Origin of the sequence: Aeromonas sp. (genome assembly GCF_051657805.1) — a bacterium.
In the GTDB taxonomy this organism is placed as follows: Bacteria; Pseudomonadota; Gammaproteobacteria; order Enterobacterales; family Aeromonadaceae; genus Aeromonas.
In genome coordinates this window covers 46,930-67,218 of the sequence record NZ_JBOFLJ010000016.1, presented here as the reverse complement: position 1 = coordinate 67,218, position 20,289 = coordinate 46,930, and the positions used below count along the sequence as shown (strand labels likewise).

The following is a 20,289-nucleotide window of genomic DNA, read 5'->3' as shown; positions in this document are numbered from 1 at the left end:
GGCGCCGGTTTTTTTATCCCCCTTCACCCTGACTTCACAGGGCCTCATTCCCCCTTCACCCGGGTCGGCCACCATGCCCCTCATCAACAAGGAGAGGCGTCATGGTCAAACATATACTCACCCACAAGGTCGTCATGCTGCTGTTGCTCAGCCTGCTGCTGATGATACCGGTGCACTCCATCATGGAGCTGAACCGGGAGCGGCAGGCCTATCGCAGCCAGGCCATCCACAGCATCATGGCCAGCAGCAGCGGTCCGCAGCGGCTCATCGGCCCCGTGCTGGTGCAACCTTATACCCGGACCGTCACCATCGAGCAGGATGGCAAGCGTTTCGTACGCACCGAGCAGGTCTATCGTTATCTGCTGCCGGAACAGCTGGAGGTGCGGGCCAGCATGGAGGTGACACCGCGCAAGCTCGGCATCTATCAGGCCCAGGTGTACCAGACCCGGCTCTCCCTCACCGGCACGCTGCCAACCGAGCTCGATGGCAAAGCGCTGATCGGTGGCGGCCAGGGGACGACCGAGGGTGCCGGGCCCAACCTGACCCCGGGCAACCCCTACCTCAGCCTGGTGCTGTCCGATGCCCGCGGCATCAACAGCGTCCCCGAACTGCAACTGGGGGAGACACGCATCCCCTTTGCCCCCGGCGCCCTGCTGGGGGACGGAATGGCCGGCATTCATGCACCGCTCGCCGTCTTGCCCGTCGAGAACGGCCGCTTCCACATCGAGCTGGATCTGCAGGGAATGAACGCGCTGGAGGTGGTCCCCCTTGGTCAGGACAGCATGTTCAGCCTGAGCGGCAACTGGCCTCACCCCAACTTCATCGGCGACTTCCTGCCGGGCAAGCGTACCCTGGGCGAGCAGGGGTTCGAGGCCAGCTGGCAGACCAGCTGGTTCGCCACCGACATGGAGAGCCGCTTCAATCGCCTGATGGGGGGAACCGGGGGCAAGCTGCCGAGTTTCAACGTCAGCCTGGTGCAACCCGTGGATCACTATCAGCTGAACGAGCGGGCCGCCAAGTATGCCCTGCTGTTTATCGGTCTCACCTTCCTCAGCTTCTTCCTGTTCGAGCTGCTCAAGAGGCTGAGGGTACACCCGATCCAGTACGCCCTGGTGGGCATGGGACTGGTCGTCTTCTATCTGGTGCTGCTGGCGCTGACCGAGCACATCGGCTTCGGCTGGGCCTATCTGGTCGCCAGCCTCGCCAGCGTCGCCCTCAACGGCTTCTACCTCAGTCATGTGCTGGGCGGAACCAGGCAGGGGCTGGGTTTCGCGGCCTTGCTGGGGCTGGTGTACGCCATCCTGTTCGGTCTGCTGCAGGCAGAGGAGATCGCTCTGCTGCTGGGGGCCCTGCTGCTGTTTGCCGTGCTGGCCCTGATCATGCTGCTGACCCGAAAGCTGGACTGGTACCAGTTGACGGAGCGAGCCCCGCAACCCTGACAAATAAAAACGGCGCCCGAGGGCGCCGCTTCTATTTCATTGATCGGGTATCACTTCTTCTTCACCGGGCGGGCCCAGTTCTTGATGTGACGCTGGGGCACCCGGGTGATGACCAGCTCGTTCTCGGCCACATCCTTGGTGATGGTGGAGCCCGCCCCCAGAGTCGCCCCCTTGCCGATGCGCACCGGCGCCACCAGCTGGGTGTCGGAGCCGACGAAGACGTCATCCTCGATGATGGTCTGGAACTTGTTTACCCCGTCATAATTGCAGGTGATGGTGCCGGCACCTATGTTCACCTTGGCACCGACCTCGGCATCCCCCAGATAGGTCAGATGACCACACTTGGAACCGACCCCGAGCCGCGCCTTCTTCATCTCGACGAAGTTGCCGACGTGGGCATCCTGCTCCAGCACGGCGCCGGGGCGCAGGCGGGTGAAGGGGCCGACGGAGCACTGATCGGCAATCTTGGCCCCTTCGATGACGGAGTAGGGCTTCACCTCGGAGTGATCGCCGATCTCGCAATCCTTGAGCACGCTGCCGGCACCGATGCGTACATGGTTGCCGAGTTTCACCTTGCCCTCGATGATGACGTTGACGTCGATCACCACCTCTTCCCCGATCTCGAGCTCACCGCGCAGGTCGAAGCGTGCGGGGTCGATCAGGGTGGCACCGGCGATCATCAACTTCTCGGCCTGCATCTGCTGGTAGCTGCGCTCGAGCTGGGCCAGCTGCACCCTGTTGTTGGCCCCTTCCACCTCCATGGCGCTGTCCGGATGGACGGCGGCGACGGGGCAGCCATCGCCGTGAGCCATGGCGATCACGTCGGTGAGGTAGAACTCCCCCTGGGCGTTCTTGTTGTCCAGGCGGGACAGCCAGCCGCGCAGCTGGGCGCCCTTGGCCACCAGCACGCCAGTGTTCACCTCGCGGATGGCGAGCTGCTCGGGGTTGGCATCCTTCTGCTCGACGATGCCCACCACCTGGCCGTTTTCCCGCACTATGCGGCCATAGCCGGTGGGGTTGTCCAGCACCACGGTCAGCAGGGCCATGCCGTCGGCGGCCTTGGCGGCCAGCAGCCGTTGCAGGGTCTCTGGCTGGATCAGCGGGGTATCGCCATACAGCACCAGCACGTCGTCTTCATCCTGCCAGAACGGGATGGCCTGGGCGACGGCGTGGCCGGTCCCCAGCTGCTGCGCCTGCAGCACCCAGTTCAGGTCCGGCGCGGCGATCCGCTCCTTGAGCAGCTCGGCACCGTGGCCGTAGACCAGGTGCAATTGCTCGGCACCGATCTGGCGCGCGGTCTCGATGACATGGGAGACCATGGGCTTGTTGGCGACGGGATGCAGCACCTTGGGGAGGACAGAACGCATACGAGTACCTTTACCCGCAGCCAGGATCACGACGTTGAGAGACATAGCCAGCCTTTGATACATGAGGAAATGCTGGGCGGAGTCTATCCAACGGGTAAAAAAAAAGCGACCCGAAGGTCGCTTTTTGCATTACCGCCCTTAGCGGTAATTCTTTTTGACGATATCAATGACCCGCAATTGGGCCATCGCTTTCGCCAGCTCGGCAGATGCCTGAGCGTAGTCGATATCACCATGGGAGCTGTTGATCCGCTCTTCGGCACGACGCTTGGCTTCCTGGGCTTTCGCCTCATCCAGGTCGTCGGCACGAATGGCGGTATCGGCCAGCACGGTCACGGCTTCGGGTTGTACTTCCAGCATGCCGCCGGAGATGTACAGCACCTCTTCGCTACCATTTTGCTTGATCAAGCGGACCAGGCCCGGCTTGATGGCAGTCAGCAGCGGAGCATGACCGTGGCGGAGACCCAGCTCACCTTCGGAGCCTGATACCTGAGCAGATTGCACCCGACCGGAAAACAGTTTCCCTTCGGCGCTCACCACATCCAGGTGAAAGGAGATCATCTCAGCCATGGGCCCTCCTATCGAGGCTTACAGTTTCTTGGATTTCTCGACGACTTCGTCGATGCTACCAACCATGTAGAACGCCTGCTCGGGCAGATCGTCGTACTCGCCTTTCAGGATGCCCTGGAAACCACGGATGGTCTCTTTCAGCGGCACGTATTTGCCGGAAGAACCGGTAAATACTTCGGCCACGAAGAACGGCTGGGACAGGAAACGCTCGATCTTACGGGCACGGGCTACGGTCAGTTTGTCTTCTTCTGACAGTTCATCCATACCCAGGATGGCGATGATGTCCTTCAGCTCCTTGTAGCGCTGCAGTACGGTCTGGACACCACGAGCGGTCTCGTAGTGCTCCTTGCCTACCACCAGCGGATCCAGCTGACGGGAGGTGGAGTCCAGCGGGTCAACGGCCGGGTAGATACCCAGAGCCGCGATCTGACGGGACAGTACAACGGTCGCATCCAGGTGGGCGAAGGTGGTCGCCGGAGACGGGTCGGTCAAGTCATCCGCAGGGACGTAAACGGCCTGTACGGAGGTGATGGAACCGGTCCGGGTGGAGGTGATACGTTCCTGCAGAACACCCATCTCCTCGGCCAGGGTCGGCTGGTAGCCTACTGCGGAGGGCATACGGCCCAGCAGTGCGGATACTTCGGTACCGGCCAGGGTGTAACGGTAGATGTTGTCCACGAAGAACAGCACGTCACGACCCTCGTCACGGAACTTCTCGGCCATGGTCAGGCCGGTCAGCGCCACGCGCAGACGGTTTCCGGGCGGCTCGTTCATCTGACCGTAAACCAGAGATACTTTGTCCAGTACGTTGGACTCCATCATCTCGTGGTAGAAGTCGTTACCCTCACGGGTACGCTCGCCCACACCGGCGAACACGGAGTAACCGCTGTGCTCGATCGCGATGTTACGGATCAGTTCCATCATGTTGACGGTCTTGCCTACACCGGCACCACCGAACAGGCCGACCTTACCACCCTTGGCGAACGGACATACCAGGTCGATAACCTTGATGCCGGTCTCCAGCAGCTCGGTGCTGTTGGACTGATCTTCGTAGCTGGGAGCTTCGCGGTGGATGGACCAACGCTCTTCTTCGCCGATCGGACCCTTCTCATCGATGGGGTCGCCCAGTACGTTCATGATACGACCCAGGGTCGAGGTACCGACCGGTACCTGGATGGCCTTGCCGCTGTTAACTACTTCCAACCCACGACGCAGACCGTCGGAGGAACCCATGGTGATGCAACGAACGACGCCGCCGCCGATCTGTTGCTGAACTTCCAGTACCAGACCCTGGCCTTGGCCTTCGCTGATGACTTTCAGTGCATCGTACACCTGGGGCACGGCGTCTTGCGGGAACTCGATGTCCACTACAGCGCCGATGATTTGGACGATGAAACCGTTACTCATGTCAAATCCTCTAAACCTTTGATAACCCTTGCCTTACACCGCAGCAGCACCGGACACGATCTCTGTCAATTCCTGGGTAATACTGGCCTGACGGGCCTTGTTGTACACCAGTTGCAGATCGTTAATCAGGTTACCGGCGTTGTCAGTCGCGGCTTGCATGGCAACCATTCGGGCTGCCTGTTCACTGGCCAAGTTTTCTACCACACCCTGGTACACCTGGGACTCGACGTAGCGAATCAGCAGGGCATCCAGCAGTTGCTTGGGATCCGGCTCATAGAGGTAATCCCAGTGGTTCTTCTTGTTCAGTTTGCTGTCTTCAGTTACGGGCAAAGGCAGCAGTTGATCGACTTTTGGTTGCTGAACCATGGTGTTGACGAACTTGTTGTACACCAGGTACAGCCTGTCAATCTCACCGTTGTCGTAAGCCTTCAGCATGACCTTGACTGAACCAATCAGGTCATTGACGCTCGGGTTGTCACCCAGTCCGGAGACATGGGCTTTCACCTTGGCGCCGTGCCGCTCAAAGAAGTTGGAGGCCTTGTTACCGATCAGTGCCAGGTCGACCTGGGCACCTTTCGCGCTCCATTGCTTCATATCGTTGAGGGCAGCCTTGAACAGGTTGATGTTCAAACCGCCACACAGGCCACGGTCGGTGGAGACGACGATGTAACCCACTCGCTTGACCTCACGTTCGATGAGGTAGGGGTGCTTGTATTCCAAGTTCCCCTGAGCGATATGGCCGATCACCTTGCGCATGGTTTCAGCGTACGGACGGCTGGCAGACATGCGTTCCTGCGCACGGCGCATCTTGCTGGCTGCCACCATTTCCATAGCGCTGGTGATCTTCTGAGTGTTCTTCACACTCCCGATCTTGTTACGTATCTCTTTTGCGCCGGCCATCTCTTCTCTCCATCAGGTGGCAGCTTGCGCTGCCACACACGCTTACCAGGTCTGGGTTGCCTTGAAGCTATCCAGCAACGCAGTCAGCTTGCCAACGATCGCGTCGTTGTAGTCGGCCTTGGCATTGATTTCAGCCATCAGCTCGGCATGCTGGGTATTGGCGTAAGAGAGCAGAGCGGCTTCGAAGTCGACGATTTTGCTCAGTTCGACATCGGCGAGATAACCCTTCTCGGCGGCGAACAGCACCAGAGACTGGTGAGCCACGCTCATCGGAGAGTACTGCTTCTGCTTCATCAGCTCGGTCACTTTCTGACCGTGATCCAGCTGCTTGCGAGTCGCATCGTCCAGGTCGGAAGAGAACTGGGCGAAAGCCGCCAGCTCACGATACTGGGCCAGTGCGGTACGGATACCACCGGACAGTTTCTTCACGATCTTGGTCTGAGCGGCACCGCCCACACGGGATACGGAGATACCCGGGTCAACCGCCGGACGAATACCGGAGTTGAACAGCTGGGAGGTCAGGAAGATCTGGCCGTCGGTGATGGAGATCACGTTGGTCGGAACGAACGCGGACACGTCACCGGCCTGGGTTTCGATGATCGGCAGGGCGGTCAGAGAACCGGTCTGGCCTTTCACTTCGCCCTTGGTGAACTTCTCTACGTACTCGGCGTTGACGCGAGCGGCACGCTCCAGCAGACGGGAGTGCAGATAGAAGACGTCGCCCGGGTAAGCTTCACGTCCTGGCGGACGGCGCAGCAGCAGGGAGATCTGGCGATAGGCAACGGCCTGCTTGGACAGGTCATCATAGATGATCAGTGCGTCTTCGCCACGGTCACGGAAGTACTCACCCATGGAGCAGCCGGCGTAAGGAGCCAGGTACTGCAGGGCAGCCGCTTCGGAGGCAGAGGCAACCACCACGACGGTGTTGGCCAGGGCGCCGTGCTCTTCCAGCTTGCGGACCACGTTGGCGATGGTGGAGGCCTTCTGGCCGATCGCAACGTAGACACACTTAATGCCGGAGTCTTTCTGGTTGATGATGGTGTCGATCGCGATGGCGGTCTTACCAACCTGACGGTCACCGATGATCAGCTCACGCTGGCCACGACCGATGGGGATCATGGCATCGATGGCTTTCAGACCGGTCTGGACTGGCTGGTCAACAGACTTACGCTCGATAACGCCCGGAGCGATGACTTCGATCGGCGAGTAGCCGTCGTTCTCGACCGGACCCTTACCGTCGATCGGCTGACCCAGGGTGTTGACCACCCGGCCCAACAGACCACGACCGACCGGCACTTCCAGAATTCGGCCAGTCCCTTTGACTTTCATCCCTTCCGCCAGGTTGGCATAGGGACCCATTACTACGGCACCAACGGAGTCACGCTCCAGGTTCAATGCCAGAGCGTAGCGGTTGCCCGGCAGCTCGATCATCTCACCCTGCATGGCATCGGCCAGGCCGTGGATACGAATGATACCGTCACTCACGGAGACGATGGTACCTTCGTTACGCGCTTCGCTCTTGACATCAAACTGCGCAATGCGCTGCTTGATCAGCTCGGCGATTTCAGTGGAATTCAGTTGCATGCTCTAATACCCCAATCAAGATTGCAGCGCATCGGCCATGCGATCCAGCTTACCGCGGACAGTGCCGTCGATAACCAGATCACCGGCCTTGATGAGCACCCCGGCCATCAAGGACGCATCGGTGCTGCAATTCAGCTTCACTTTGCGCGCGAGACGTTGTTCCAGAGAAGCCTGAATATTGGCTTTCTGCTGGTCGGTCAGTTCGATCGCCGAAATCACGTCAGCCTGAACTTCTTTGTCCAGTTCAGCCTTGAGCGCTACAAATTCAGCAACGACCGCCGGCAGCACACCCAAGCGACCATTCTCGGCCATCACCCGGATCAGGTTCTGACCATGCTCGTCGAGCTGCTCACCACAGACGCTCACAAACAATTTTGCGAGCTCCTCGGCAGCCACAGAGCCGTTTACCAGGTTGTGGATGGTCTCGTTCTTCACCACTTCCGCAGCGAAGCCGAGCATCCCCAGCCACTGGTCAACCGCCTTGTGCTCAACGGCAAACTCGAAAGCAGCCTTGGCGTAGGGGCGAGCGATTGTAGTCAGTTCAGACATAGCCCCGTTCCCGTTACAGTTCTGCTACCAGTTTGTCGACGATGTCGCTGTTGGCAGCCTGGTCGATTTGGCGTGCCAGGATCTTCTCTGCACCCGCGATGGCAAGAGCAGCAACCTGCTTGCGCAGTTCTTCTTTGGCACGATGACGTTCAGCTTCGATCTCTGCACGGCCCTGAGCCAGGATTTTCTCCCGCTCAGCTTGCGCTCCGACGGCGGCCTCATCGATGATCTGGGCCTTGCGTTTGTTGGCCTGATCGATGATTTCGGCAGCCTGAAGCTTGGCTTCTTTCAGCTGATCGGTGGCGTTGGCCTTGGCCAAATCCAGATCTTTCTTGGCACGTTCTGCAGAAGAGAGGCCGTCAGCGATTTCTTTCTGACGGGCTTCGATGGCAGCGATCAGCGGCGGCCACACGTACTTCATGCAAAATACTACGAAGATGAAAAAAGCAACTGCTTGGCCGAGGAGGGTGGCGTTGATATTCACAGCCGATGTCCTCTTAAGTTAGTTAATGGGTTCTGCGTGAGTCGTGACGACTTAGGCAACCGCAAACATCACATACAGACCCAGACCAACGGCGATCATCGGGATCGCATCCACCAGACCCATCACGATGAAGAACTGGGTACGCAGAACAGGGATCAGGTCGGGTTGACGAGCCGCACCTTCCAGGAACTTGCCACCCAGGATACCGATACCGATGGAGGCGCCGATAGCCGCCAGACCCATCATCATTGCAGCAGCGATGTACAGCAGGTCCATGTTCAAGTTTTCCATGAGGATCTCCATTTATTTAGATGTAATTGATTGTATAAAAAGGATTATTTGAGTTGCATCATCAATGGTCTTCTTGTGCCATCGACAGATAGACGATGGTCAGAACCATGAAGATAAACGCCTGCAAAGTGATGATCAGGATGTGGAAAATTGCCCAAGGCACGGACAGGATCCACTGTGACCACCAGGGTAACAAACCCGCAATCAGGATAAAGATCAGTTCGCCAGCATACATGTTGCCGAACAGTCGCAGACCCAATGAAACAGGCTTGGAAATCAACGTGACGGTTTCAAGGATGAAGTTAACCGGGATGGCAGCAGGGTGGTTGAAAGGCTGAAGCGTCAGCTCCTTCACGAACCCGCTGATACCCTTGACCTTGATGCTGTAGTACAGGATCAAGAAGAACACGCCCAAAGCCATGGACATGGTGATGTTAACGTCAGCAGAGGGAACCACACGCAGATAGGGAACACCCATCAACTGTGCAGCGTGAGGGATAAAGTCAACGGGGATCAGATCCATCAGGTTCATCAGGAAGATCCACACAAACACCGTCAGGGCCAGAGGTGCGATGACCTTGTTGCGACCATGAAAGATGTCTTTGACGTTACCATTCACAAACTCGACCAGCATCTCCACAAAGCACTGCAGCTTACCGGGCACACCGCTGGTAGCCTTGACGGCCACGCTGCGGAACAACCAGATAAACAGGGCGCCTAGCACGACGGAAAATATCATGGAATCGATATTCACCGTCCAGAACCCGGACCCGACTTGCAGATGGGTCAGGTGGTGGGAGATATATCCCTGAGGAGTCAGGACTTCTCCGGTTGCAGACATGAGTTTTCCTAATAGTGGTTGTTAAGCGTGAATGAAACTATCCACTGTACAACGAGGGCGAGGATATAAGTGACGAAGAACGAGACTGTGTTGACCTCGATCCCGGAGCCAAACACCAGGGCGAAAAGTCCTGCTGTAGTAACGAGCTTAATCCCTGCCCCACCATAAAAGTCCCCCAAAACCAGACCCACACTCTCCTTCGTCACCTTGCGGCGCAGAACCCAGAGCGTGAACAGGGCCTGAGGAACCCAGTACATCCCCCCTCCGTAGAGAGAGGATTGTCCGGCGAACGGACCCTCCAGATAAAACCAGACGGTACCGATAGCCAGGATCAGGATGAGCTGACAAACGAGCATAGCCATGGCTAGCGTCAAACCTTCCAAGGCTCTTTTCTGTTTCACCAACCTACCCCTGAACATTACAGAACTGTAAAAAATCGGGATCCGAAGACCCCGCGTTTACAGCTCGAAAAGCCGGTCAAATTATACCCGTGAAGTCAGCTATTGCAACACGGCAAAAATCCTTAATTTTTGCGGCTTTCCGTGCAGAATTAAGGTTATGTTCATAACGAAAGGAATGGATGTTTTATTACTACAAAAAGCGTAAAAATCACGATTCTGACAGGCCGAAATAGCACAGTATACGGTCCAAATCCGCTAAGTTATCGTAACTAATTACTAACTTACCGCTATCCTGCTTGCCCGGCTGAAGTTGCACCTGATTGCCAATTTTTTCCGAAATCTGGCGTTCGATGTAACCAAACTGGGGATCGCGGACGGGCTCAACCTTGGTTTTTGCCGGTTCCAGGGTCTTTTGCACCAGTTTTTCGGTATCTCGCACGGTCAGCCCCTTCTGGGCGACCAGTTTGGCCAGCTCGGACTGGGCCGGACCGCTCAGCGCCAGCAGGGCGCGGGCATGGCCCATGTCGAGATCGCCGTGCTCCACGAAGCGCTTCACGTCCTCGTTGAGCTGGTTGAGCCGCAGCAGGTTGGTCACCGTGGTGCGAGACTTGCCCACCGCCTCCGCCACCTGCTGGTGGGTCAGTTCGAACTCGGTCAGCAGCCGCTGCAGGGCCACCGCTTCTTCGATGGCGTTGAGATCCTCACGCTGGATGTTCTCAATCAGCGCGATGGCCACCGCCGCCTCGTCCGGCACGTCCTTGACCAGGCAGGGGACCACCTCGAGCCGGGCGAGCTGGGAGGCACGCCAGCGCCGCTCACCGGCGATGATCTCGAAGCGATGCTCACCGATGGAGCGTACCACTATGGGCTGAATCACACCTTGCGCCCGAATGGAGTTGGCCAGATCTTCCAGCGCATCCTGCGACATATCCTTGCGCGGCTGATACTTGCCGGACTGCAGCCACTCCACCGGCAGCTTGCGCAGCTCACCCTGGTTGGTGGGCGCCATGGCCTGCTCGGTACGCTGATCGCTCATCACCTGTTTCTGGCGAGCGGCCGTGCTGGTGCTGAGCAGGGCGTCCAGTCCCTTGCCCAGTCCACGTTTCTTCGGAGTCATAGGCTCTCTCGGTCTGCGGTGATCGGCTGGCACTCCTGCTCCTGACGGCGCAGGATCTCGCCTGCCAGCGCCAGATAGGCCTTGGCCCCCACCGATGATTTGTCGTAATGCATGGCCGGGGCACCGAAGCTCGGCGCCTCCGCCAGTCGCACGTTGCGAGGAATGATGGTGCGATAGACCCGGTCACCAAAATGCTGTTTCAGCTGATCGGACACATCATTGGCCAGACGGTTGCGGTGATCGAACATGGTGCGCAGCACCCCTTCGATCTTCAGCTCGGGATTCACCACGGCGGCCAGCTTGCTGATGGTATCCACCAGGGCGGTGAGCCCCTCCAGCGCGTAGTACTCGCACTGCATGGGCACCAGCACGGAATCGGCGGCGGCCATGGCGTTGACCGTCAGCATGTTGAGGGAAGGGGGGCAGTCGATGAAGACGTAGTCGTATTTGTCCCGCACCGAGGCCAACGCATTGCGCAGGCGGATCTCGCGGGCAAAGAATTCCATCAGACGGATTTCGGCGGCGGTGACGTCGGCATTGGCGGCGATGAGGTGATAGCCCCCCGAAGTCTCGGGGATGATGACCTCGCCGATGGGGGCATCGTCGATCAGCAGTTCATAGGCGGTGCGTTCGACTTCGTACTTGTCGATCCCGCTGCCCATGGTGGCATTGCCCTGCGGATCCAGATCGATCACCAGCACCTTGCGCCGGGTGGCAGCCATGGAGGCGGCCAGATTCACACAGGTGGTGGTTTTCCCCACTCCACCCTTCTGGTTGGCTATGGCAATGACTTTTCCCACACTATCCCCTAAATGAATACGGCGGCCCTATTCGGGCTGAATGGCTTTAAACTCCAGCAGATGGCGCTCGCCGTCCAGCTCAGGCACCACCAGCTTGTGGGTGGCGACCAGCTGGATGCTGGCAGGCAACTGGGCCAGTTCCTGCTCGGGGTATTGCCCCTTGAGCGCCAGGAAACTGCCTTCTGCCGAGGGCAGATGATGACACCAGCCCAGCATGTCTTCCAGCGAGGCAAAGGCTCGGCTCAGCACGCCATCAAACCCCGTCTCGGGCTGATACTCCTCAACCCGGGATTTAACCGGCGTCACGTTGGTCAGCCCCAGCTCCAGGATCACCTGGCGGATGAAGTTGATCCGCTTGCCCAGGCTGTCGAGCAGCACGAACTGCTTGTCCGGATTGATGATGGCGAGCGGCAAACCCGGCAGGCCGGGGCCAGTGCCCACATCGATGAAACGCTCACCCTTGAGGTGAGGGCTTACCACCAGGCTGTCGAGAATATGCTTGACCAGCATGGCGTCCGGCTCACGCACCGAGGTGAGATTGTAAGCCTTGTTCCACTTGTGCAGCAACTCGACCAGGCGAACCAACTGACTCTTTTGGGTATCAGTGATAACAATACCGGCCTGCATGAGCAGGCCGTTCAGTCTTTCCAGCATGTTTTCCAACGGGAAATTCCTCAGGCGGTTTTACGCAGCAAACCGTGCTTCTTCAGGTGAACCAGCAGGATGGAGATGGCGGCCGGGGTGATGCCGGAGATGCGGGAGGCCTGACCTATGGTCTCTGGCTTGGCATCGTTCAGCTTGGCGATCACCTCGTTGGAGAGGCCGTTCACGTCGCGGTAGTTCATGTCCAGCGGCAACAGGGTGTTCTCGTTGCGCAGCTGCTTCTCCACCTCGTCGTGCTGACGTTCGATGTAGCCGGCGTACTTGATCTGGATCTCCACCTGATCGGCGGCGGCCGGATCTGCCAGCGCAGGGCCGACTCCGTCGATGGCCATCAGGGCATCGTAGGTCACCTCTGGGCGGCGCAGCAGCTCTTCCAGGCTCTGCTCGCGGGTAAGGGGGGTGTTGACCAGGGCATTGACAGCTTCCAGGGACGGATGTTGCGGGTGGATCCAGGTCGAGCGCATGCGTTGGCGCTCCTGCTCCACCTGTTCCATCTTGGCGTTGAACTTGCTCCAGCGCTCGTCGTCCACCAGCCCCAGTTCCCGGCCTATACCGGTCAGGCGCAGGTCGGCGTTGTCTTCACGCAGCAGCAGCCGGTATTCGGCGCGGCTGGTGAACATGCGGTAGGGTTCGCGGGTTCCCAGGGTGGAGAGGTCGTCCATCATAACGCCCATGTAGGCCTGATCCCGGCGCGGATGCCAGGCTTCCTTGCCCTGGGCGCGCAGACCGGCGTTGAGACCGGCCATCAAGCCCTGAGCGGCGGCTTCTTCATAACCCGTGGTGCCGTTGATCTGGCCGGCGAAGAAGAGGTTCTCGATGCACTTGCTCTCCATGTTCGCCTTGAGATCCCGCGGATCGAAGAAGTCGTATTCGATGGCGTAACCCGGACGGGTGATGTGAGCATTCTCGAAGCCGCGGATCGAACGGACGATCTGCACCTGCACGTCGAACGGCAGGCTGGTGGAGATCCCGTTCGGATAGAGTTCGTGGGTCGTCAGCCCTTCCGGCTCGACGAAGATCTGGTGTGCCGTCTTGTCGGCAAAACGGGTGATCTTGTCTTCGATGGACGGGCAGTAGCGCGGGCCTATCCCCTCGATCACCCCGGCGTACATGGGGCTGCGATCCAGATTGTTGCGGATCACCTCGTGGGTCTGCTCATTGGTATGAGTGACGTAGCAGGGGACCTGGCGTGGATGCTGGCTGGCATCGCCTATGAAGGAGAAGACCGGGCGAGGATCATCACCGTGCTGTTGCTGCATCACGGAGAAATCGACGGTACGGGCATCGATGCGCGGCGGCGTGCCTGTCTTGAGGCGATCGATGCGCAGCGGCATCTCCCGCAGGCGCTGGGCCAGGGCGATCGAGGGAGGATCACCGGCGCGGCCGCCCTTGTAGTTCTCCATGCCGATGTGGATCAGGCCGTTCAGGAAGGTGCCGACGGTGAGTACCACAGTCTTGGCGCTGATGCGGATCCCGCTCTGGGTCACCACACCGGCGACGCGATCCCCGTCCATGACGAGATCGTCACAGGCTTGCTGGAAGATCTTCAGGTTCGGGTAGTTCTCCAGCGTCTGGCGTACTACTGCCTTGTAAAGCAGACGATCCGCCTGTGCACGGGTGGCGCGCACGGCCGGGCCTTTGGAGGAGTTGAGGGTGCGGAACTGGATCCCGCCAAGATCGATGGCACGCGCCATGATCCCGCCGAGGGCGTCAACTTCCTTGACCAAGTGTCCCTTACCGATCCCGCCGATGGCCGGGTTGCAAGACATGTGTCCCAGCGTATCGATGTTGTGAGTCAGCAACAGCGTATTAAGGCCCATACGGGCGGCCGCGGTGGCTGCTTCGGTTCCTGCGTGACCGCCACCGACGACGATCACATCAAATTGTTCATGGTATTGCATTGGGATCACCTTGATCTGCACGCCTGAAGATCTTTGTTTGCCTGGTCTGGAGGGCGGATCATTCTATCCGTTTCGTATCCTGAGGGGAACGTCTAGTTCGGGATCAGTATGGATCAAGGATCCACTAAATAGATCTTAAGGATCTTTAGATCGATCTTTTGTTGGATCTTTTATTAGGATCCGCCGTTTCTGTTGATAAGCACTTTTTGATCATAAAGATCATCCGGTTAAGGCGGATCCCAGCTTGTGGAAAAGCTTGGATCCCAGGGCCTTGAACGGGGGGATAACTGGGGGTTTTATTCACAAAGAGAAACCACATCGGATCTAATACATGAATAACTATAGGTTTTACAGCGCTTAACCCTATGGTTATGCACAGGCGATCCGGTTTTATTTCTTGTTCAGGTAGAAAGCCCGGTTCAGGCTGGGCTGTTAATAACCTGGTGGATAGGGATCTGGGGATAAGCGGGGAGATCAGGTGTGACTAAGCGGATCTCCCCCTCGTTTTTACGCGATCAACGCCATCCAGTCCTGGATCCAGGCTTCGGCGGCATCTTCCGGGATCTCGTGCTGGGTCACATCGATGTCGAGACGATCGCCGATCCGGCTGGCGCCGCACTCGGCCAGCAGCCGATCCAGGGTCCTGCCACCCTGGCAGAAGGTGTCATAGCTGCTGTCGCCCAGCGCGATGACGCCATATTTCAGCCCATTGAGATCCGGCTTCTGGTCGGCAAGATCCTTGGCGAAAGGTTGCAGGTTGTCGGGGACATCGCCGGCACCGTGGGTGGAGGTGATCACCAACAGGATCGCATCCGGCTCTGCCAGCACCTCGGCCAGGCTGGCCGGGTTGTGGATCCTGGGTTGATGTCCCGCCTGTTCCAGCAGGCTGGCAACATGATCGGCGACATATTCGGCTGCCCCCAGCATGGAGCCGACGACGAGATTGAGTTTGGCCATGGAATGGATCCTGAAAAATACGGAAAACGCGGAACCGGGATTCTACCGCCAAAGGATGTGGATAAATATGGATAAAGCTTGGGGATAAGGATCCTTTCGGCTTTTGGCGATGAAAAACACTCCTGCCACCGATGCTTTCTGCTGCCCGGATGCCTCTCACCGCCAGTCATGCATGAATGAATCCCAATGCTCAAAAAAACGTCTAATCGATACGTTTGGTAACAATGCAGATGCAAATGATTAGCAATTAATGAATCGATTCGATCACGGCTCTTGTAGTAGCATTGCGGTGATTTATTCGCCTAAGGAGTCGGGCAAACCGGCAGTATTGGGCACCCATAATAAGAAACCAAAAATAACTCTTTTTATTTGAGACACTTAATATGATTGCGCAAAAAAATATCCCCCACGCAGTGATGCGAAAGAGAGTGGTACAGCACCTGCTGCCGCTCTCCTGTTTGTTGGCTGGTCTGCCGGTGCTGGCTGCCGAACAAGCTGAAAAAGAGTTGCCCAAGGCGAGCGAGACCATGGTGGTGACCGCCAACGCCATGAAGGTCGAAGTGCCCATGGCCGAGACCCCGCGCGCCGTCTCCGTGGTCAATCGCGAGGAGATGGATCAGCACGCCGTGCAGCAGCTCGACGAGTCTGTGCGCTATCGCTCCGGCGTGCTCACCGGCCTCTATGGCTCGGACAACAACACCAACTGGTTCAAGGTGCGTGGCTTCGACGCGGCTCAATACCTGGATGGCAACCGTCTGTTCAGCACCGGCTACTACGTGTGGACCCCAGAGACCTTCGGTCTGGAGAGTGTGGAAGTGCTCAAGGGGCCAGCCTCCATCCTCTACGGTGAAGCCCCTCCCGGCGGCGTGATCAACTCCGTCAGCAAGCGCCCGACCGCCACCCCCCAGGGTCTGGTAGACGTGCAGCTCGGCAACCGGGATCTGCGCCAGGTCGGCATCGATTTCTCCGACGATCTGACGGACAACAGCCGCTATCGCATGGTTGCGCTCTATAAGGAGCGTGATGGGGTGCTGGACGGTACCTACAACGAGCGCGCCTATCTGGCGCCGAGCGTGACCCTGGACATCTCGGATCGCACCAGCCTCACCCTGCTGGCCAGCTTCCTGCACGACGAAGGGGTGCCGACCAACGGCTTCTTCCCGGTCTACGGCACCCTCAATACCGAAGGGGGCCAGATCGATCCCAGCACCAACCTGAGTCAGCCGGATTACGATCGCAACCGCAACACCCAGATCTCCGCCGGTTATGAGCTGGCCCACCAGTTCAACAACACCTGGGAGTTCAAGCAGAACGTCCGCTTCAACTACAACGATCTGCTGCTGCGCCAGACCTATATCTTCCCGACTTACGAAGGCACCACCGCCTACCGTGGTCTGGTCTACCGTGACGGCGATACCAAGAGCATCACCATGGACAACCAGATGGTGGGTTACTGGAACACGGATCGCACCGAGCAGACCCTGCTGATGGGGATCGATCTGCAGCGTCACGTGAATGAAGGGGTCGAGGCCGACAATTACGGCATGGGTTCTATCGACACCATGCATCCGGATTACAGTGGCTTCCCTGGCTTCGATGAGTCCACCGCGACCTATCAGAAGAATACCAAGGGCCAGAGCGGCCTCTATGCCCAGCATCAGATCCGCTGGGACGACCGCTGGCTGCTGACCGCCGGTGGCCGCTTCGACTATGTGGAGACCCACAACATCAGCGAAGCCGCCAGCAAGAACGAGAAGCAGTACGATGACAACCTCTCGCTCTCCGGCAGCTTGATGTACCTGTTTGACAACGGTATTTCCCCCTACTTCGCCTATGCGGAGTCGTTCGAGGTGCTGCCTGGCATAGACCCGAACACCAAGAACTCCTACAAGCCGCTGGAAGGCAAGCTGTATGAGACCGGCATCAAGTACACGCCCGGCTTCCTCGATGGCTACATCAACCTGGCCCTGTTCGATCTGGAGCAGACCAACTCCCTGGTCTCCACCGGTTCCGGCCAGCAGACCCAGGCGGGCAAAGTCACCTCCCAGGGCGTGGAACTGGAAGGAAGCGTGCAGGCCACCGAGGCGCTGCGCCTGACCGCTGCCTATACCTATACCGATGCCAAGACCAACGACACAGGTGATGGTGACCGTCGTGCCAGCCTGATCCCCCGTCACCAGGCCTCCTTCTGGGGCAACTACAAGGTGCAACAGGGTCCGGTCTCCGGCCTGGAAGTGGGCACCGGCGTGCGTTACATCGGCTCCAGCGTCGGCATAGGTGCCGTCGATGCCAGCTACAACCCCATCTATGGCTCCGCAGAAGTGCCGGCCCAGACGGTGTGGGATGCGATGATCGGGTATGACTTCGCCAAGAACTGGCGGGCCCAACTCAACGTCAACAACCTGCTGGACGACACCTATGTCGCAAGCTGTGACTACTACTGCTACTACGGTGAGGAGCGCAGCATAGTCGGCTCCATCAACTACCGCTGGTAAGATACAAGGCGGGCGGGGGCATGAGCTCCCGCCCTCTTTCTTTTTGTACGCAGGCTCGTCATGGAACTCTTGTCGCTGGTTTACCGCCAATATCGTTGGCCCTTCATCGCTATCACCTTGTTAAGCCTGCTCAGTGCTGTGAGCGGCATAGGTGTTATCGCCTTTATCAATCAATCGCTTATCGAGTCAGTTGGGGATCCGCTGCCGATCCTTGGCCAGCTTCTCGGCCTCATTCTGCTGCTGCTGGTGATCACGCTCGGCTCCCAATTGGCCCTGACCACCCTCGGTCACCACTTCGTCTACCGCTTGCGCGGCCGGCTGCTCAAGCAGTTGCTGGACACCGACGTCGCCCGTATTCGCCAGATAGGGCAGGGGCCGCTGCTGGCCTCTCTGTCCAGCGACATCGGCCAGATCACCATCGCCTTCGTGCGCCTGCCAGAGCTGGTGCAGGGGCTGGTGCTCACCATAGGCTCCGCCCTCTACCTCGGTTGGTTGTCGCCATCCCTGCTCGTCGTGACCGCCCTCTGGGTCACCTTCACCATGGTGGTGGGCTGGCTGCTGGTGAACCGTGTCTATCGCCACCTGTCGCGCATGCGTCTGGCGGAAGACAAGCTCTACCAGAACTATCAGTCCATCATCGCTGGCAGCAAGGAGCTGGCGCTCAATCGGGAGCGCGCCCACTTCGTCTACCACCGGCTCTATGAGCGCAATGCGAAGGACTATCGTCAGGAGATCATCCGCGCCGACACCTACCACCTGAGCGCGGTGAACTGGTCGAACATCATGATGCTGGGGGCCATCGGCCTGGTGTTCTTCCTGGCCAACGGCCTGGGATGGGCCAATACCAATGTGGCCGCCACCTTCGCCCTGACCCTGCTATTCCTGCGCACCCCCCTCTTGCAGGGGATCGGCGCCCTGCCGACCCTGATCTCCGCCCAGGTGGCGTTCGACAAGATAGCGACCCTGACGTTGGCTGAACCGGATCCCGAGTTCCCCTTGCCACCCGCACCGCGAGCCTGGCAGCGGATCCAGCTGGAGGAGGTGAGCTTTCACTATCAGGGGGAGGGCGGCTTCGCGGTCGGACCCGTCAATCTCACCATCGAGAAGGGGGAGCAGATCTTCATCATCGGCGGCAATGGATCCGGCAAGTCGACCCTGGCCATGTTGCTGACCGGGCTGTACCAGCCTGTGTCCGGGCGGATCCTGCTGGACGGCGAACCCGTGGCGGATCGCAACGCCTACCTGGCGCTCTTCTCCGCCATCTTTACCGATTACCACCTGTTCCAGCACCTGCTGGGGCCCGAGCCCAGGCAGGCGCTGATCAATGAGTGGCTGGAGCGGCTGCAGATGGGCAGCAAGCTGGTGATCGAGCAGGACTTCATCACCAACATCGAGCTCTCCCAGGGGCAGCGCAAACGGGTCGCCCTGTTGCTGGCCCTGGCGGAGCAGCGGGAGGTGATGCTGTTCGACGAATGGGCCGCGGATCAGGATCCCCAGTTCCGCCGCATCTTCTATCAGGTGCTGCTGCCGCGCCTGAAGGAGATGGGCAAGACGGTGATCGCCATCAGCCACGACGATCTCTACTTCCCCCTGGCCGACCGCCTGCTGGAGATGCGTCAGGGCCAGCTAACCGAGCTGACCGGCGAGCGCCGGGAGCAGGTGAGCCGGGATGCCGTCGCCCATCTGGACAGCGACGTGCCGGTCTGATGCTGGCACCGACAGACTGGCATCAGGCCAGCACAGGAACAGATTATGTTTGAGATGAAATCCGCCAGCTTCGCGGTCAATGACCGCCAGCTACTGCAACCGACCGATCTGCGCTTCGAGCAGGGTCAGGTCTATGGCCTCATCGGTCACAACGGTTCGGGCAAATCCACCCTGCTCAAGTTGCTGGCCCGCCAGCAGCCCCTGAGCGGCGGCGAGATCCTGTTCGACGACAAGTCGCTGAGCGACTGGAGCAATCGGGACTTCGCCCGCCAGGTCGCCTATCTGCCCCAACATCTGCCGAGCGCCGAGAGCCTGCTCGGCCGCGAGCTGGTGGAGATGGGGCGTTATCCCTGGCGCGGCCTGCTGGGACGGATGCGGGAGGAGGACCATCGTCAGGTGGAGCAGGCCATCGCCCTCACCCATACCGAGGCGTTCGCGGATCGGCTGGTGGATACCCTGTCCGGCGGGGAGCGGGGCCGGGTCTGGCTGGCCATGCTGCTGGCCCAGGAGAGCCGCTTCATCCTGCTGGACGAGCCGCTGGCCGCCCTGGACGTGGCCCATCAGGTGGAGGTGCTTACGCTTGTCAGGCAGTTGAGCCGTCAGCTCAACCTGGGGGTCATCATCGTCATCCACGACATCAACATGGCCTCCCGCTTCTGCGATCAGCTGGTGGCCCTGCACGGCGGTCGGCTGCTGGTCCATGGGGACGCCTCGCAGATCATGACCAGCGAGACCCTGCAGGCCATCTATGGCATTCCCATGGCCGTGATACGCCACCCGGCCCACGATCACAACATCGCCATCATCTGAGCGGGGGCC

The 20,289-nt window shown here is 59.2% G+C and carries 19 protein-coding genes; 4 read left to right on the top strand and 15 right to left on the bottom strand.

Translation table 11 applies throughout. The annotated features are described in order from the left end of the window. Window positions 1–101 precede the first annotated feature (101 nt). Window positions 102–1,439: a cell envelope integrity protein CreD gene (creD, locus tag ACRCYW_RS05510; RefSeq protein WP_438549147.1), complete on the top strand. Its 1,338-nt coding sequence runs from the start codon at window positions 102–104 to the stop codon at window positions 1,437–1,439. 50 nt (window positions 1,440–1,489) lie between these two features. Here the strand turns inward: creD and glmU are convergent, their stop codons facing one another. The 15 genes from glmU to mioC all read right to left on the bottom strand — a co-directional run bounded on the left by glmU (window position 1,490) and on the right by mioC (window position 15,268). Further along, entirely contained in the window at window positions 1,490–2,851 is a 1,362-nt protein-coding gene (gene glmU / locus ACRCYW_RS05505; protein WP_438549146.1) for a bifunctional UDP-N-acetylglucosamine diphosphorylase/glucosamine-1-phosphate N-acetyltransferase GlmU, read from the bottom strand. Between the two features lie 93 nt (window positions 2,852–2,944). Further along, on the bottom strand, window positions 2,945–3,373 hold the full coding sequence (locus tag ACRCYW_RS05500; RefSeq protein WP_010672259.1) for a F0F1 ATP synthase subunit epsilon: 429 nt from the start codon (window positions 3,371–3,373) through the stop codon (window positions 2,945–2,947). An 18-nt stretch (window positions 3,374–3,391) separates the two neighbouring features. Then, window positions 3,392–4,780: a F0F1 ATP synthase subunit beta gene (gene atpD, locus ACRCYW_RS05495; protein ID WP_349920423.1), complete on the bottom strand. Its 1,389-nt coding sequence runs from the start codon at window positions 4,778–4,780 to the stop codon at window positions 3,392–3,394. Window positions 4,781–4,813: 33 nt separating this feature from the next. Then, window positions 4,814–5,680, bottom strand: coding sequence for a F0F1 ATP synthase subunit gamma (gene atpG, locus ACRCYW_RS05490; RefSeq protein ID WP_438549145.1), 867 nt, complete (start codon window positions 5,678–5,680; stop codon window positions 4,814–4,816). 42 nt (window positions 5,681–5,722) lie between these two features. Further along, window positions 5,723–7,264: a F0F1 ATP synthase subunit alpha gene (atpA, locus tag ACRCYW_RS05485; protein ID WP_438549144.1), complete on the bottom strand. Its 1,542-nt coding sequence runs from the start codon at window positions 7,262–7,264 to the stop codon at window positions 5,723–5,725. Between the two features lie 15 nt (window positions 7,265–7,279). Next, complete coding sequence (atpH, locus tag ACRCYW_RS05480; protein ID WP_349920426.1) at window positions 7,280–7,813, bottom strand: F0F1 ATP synthase subunit delta; 534 nt, start codon at window positions 7,811–7,813, stop codon at window positions 7,280–7,282. A 13-nt stretch (window positions 7,814–7,826) separates the two neighbouring features. After that, window positions 7,827–8,297, bottom strand: coding sequence for a F0F1 ATP synthase subunit B (atpF, locus tag ACRCYW_RS05475; protein WP_139437153.1), 471 nt, complete (start codon window positions 8,295–8,297; stop codon window positions 7,827–7,829). A gap of 51 nt (window positions 8,298–8,348) precedes the next feature. Then, the gene (atpE, locus tag ACRCYW_RS05470) at window positions 8,349–8,588 is read right to left on the bottom strand and encodes a F0F1 ATP synthase subunit C (RefSeq protein WP_010672265.1); all 240 of its coding nucleotides are present in this window, start codon (window positions 8,586–8,588) and stop codon (window positions 8,349–8,351) included. Between the two features lie 61 nt (window positions 8,589–8,649). Next, window positions 8,650–9,429 carry a F0F1 ATP synthase subunit A gene (gene atpB, locus ACRCYW_RS05465; protein ID WP_349920427.1) on the bottom strand — a complete coding sequence of 260 codons (780 nt, stop codon included), beginning with the start codon at window positions 9,427–9,429 and terminating at the stop codon, window positions 8,650–8,652. Between the two features lie 8 nt (window positions 9,430–9,437). Then, window positions 9,438–9,848 carry an ATP synthase subunit I gene (locus ACRCYW_RS05460; RefSeq protein WP_438549143.1) on the bottom strand — a complete coding sequence of 137 codons (411 nt, stop codon included), beginning with the start codon at window positions 9,846–9,848 and terminating at the stop codon, window positions 9,438–9,440. 190 nt (window positions 9,849–10,038) lie between these two features. Then, window positions 10,039–10,947, bottom strand: a complete 909-nt coding sequence (locus ACRCYW_RS05455; RefSeq protein ID WP_438549142.1) for a ParB/RepB/Spo0J family partition protein — start codon at window positions 10,945–10,947, stop codon at window positions 10,039–10,041. Further along, window positions 10,944–11,747: a ParA family protein gene (locus ACRCYW_RS05450; RefSeq protein ID WP_438549141.1), complete on the bottom strand. Its 804-nt coding sequence runs from the start codon at window positions 11,745–11,747 to the stop codon at window positions 10,944–10,946. Before ACRCYW_RS05450 ends, ACRCYW_RS05455 begins: the two co-directional genes overlap by 4 nt. A 27-nt stretch (window positions 11,748–11,774) precedes the next feature. Next, window positions 11,775–12,401: a 16S rRNA (guanine(527)-N(7))-methyltransferase RsmG gene (gene rsmG / locus ACRCYW_RS05445; protein ID WP_438549140.1), complete on the bottom strand. Its 627-nt coding sequence runs from the start codon at window positions 12,399–12,401 to the stop codon at window positions 11,775–11,777. 20 nt (window positions 12,402–12,421) lie between these two features. Continuing rightward, window positions 12,422–14,311 (bottom strand): tRNA uridine-5-carboxymethylaminomethyl(34) synthesis enzyme MnmG, encoded by a 1,890-nt coding sequence (gene mnmG / locus ACRCYW_RS05440; protein WP_438549139.1) that lies wholly within the window; start codon window positions 14,309–14,311, stop codon window positions 12,422–12,424. A 507-nt stretch (window positions 14,312–14,818) separates the two neighbouring features. Further along, window positions 14,819–15,268, bottom strand: coding sequence for an FMN-binding protein MioC (mioC, locus tag ACRCYW_RS05435; RefSeq protein WP_438549138.1), 450 nt, complete (start codon window positions 15,266–15,268; stop codon window positions 14,819–14,821). A 383-nt stretch (window positions 15,269–15,651) separates the two neighbouring features. Between mioC and ACRCYW_RS05430 the strand changes: the two genes are divergently transcribed. The 3 genes from ACRCYW_RS05430 to ACRCYW_RS05420 are packed head-to-tail and all read left to right on the top strand — an operon-like array spanning window position 15,652 to window position 20,280. After that, complete coding sequence (locus ACRCYW_RS05430) at window positions 15,652–17,763, top strand: TonB-dependent siderophore receptor (RefSeq protein ID WP_438549137.1); 2,112 nt, start codon at window positions 15,652–15,654, stop codon at window positions 17,761–17,763. 60 nt (window positions 17,764–17,823) lie between these two features. After that, a complete protein-coding gene (locus ACRCYW_RS05425; protein ID WP_438549136.1) occupies window positions 17,824–19,470 on the top strand; it encodes a multidrug ABC transporter permease/ATP-binding protein in 1,647 nt (548 codons plus the stop codon). A 45-nt stretch (window positions 19,471–19,515) separates the two neighbouring features. Next, entirely contained in the window at window positions 19,516–20,280 is a 765-nt protein-coding gene (locus ACRCYW_RS05420) for an ATP-binding cassette domain-containing protein (protein WP_438549135.1), read from the top strand. Window positions 20,281–20,289: the final 9 nt, after the last annotated feature.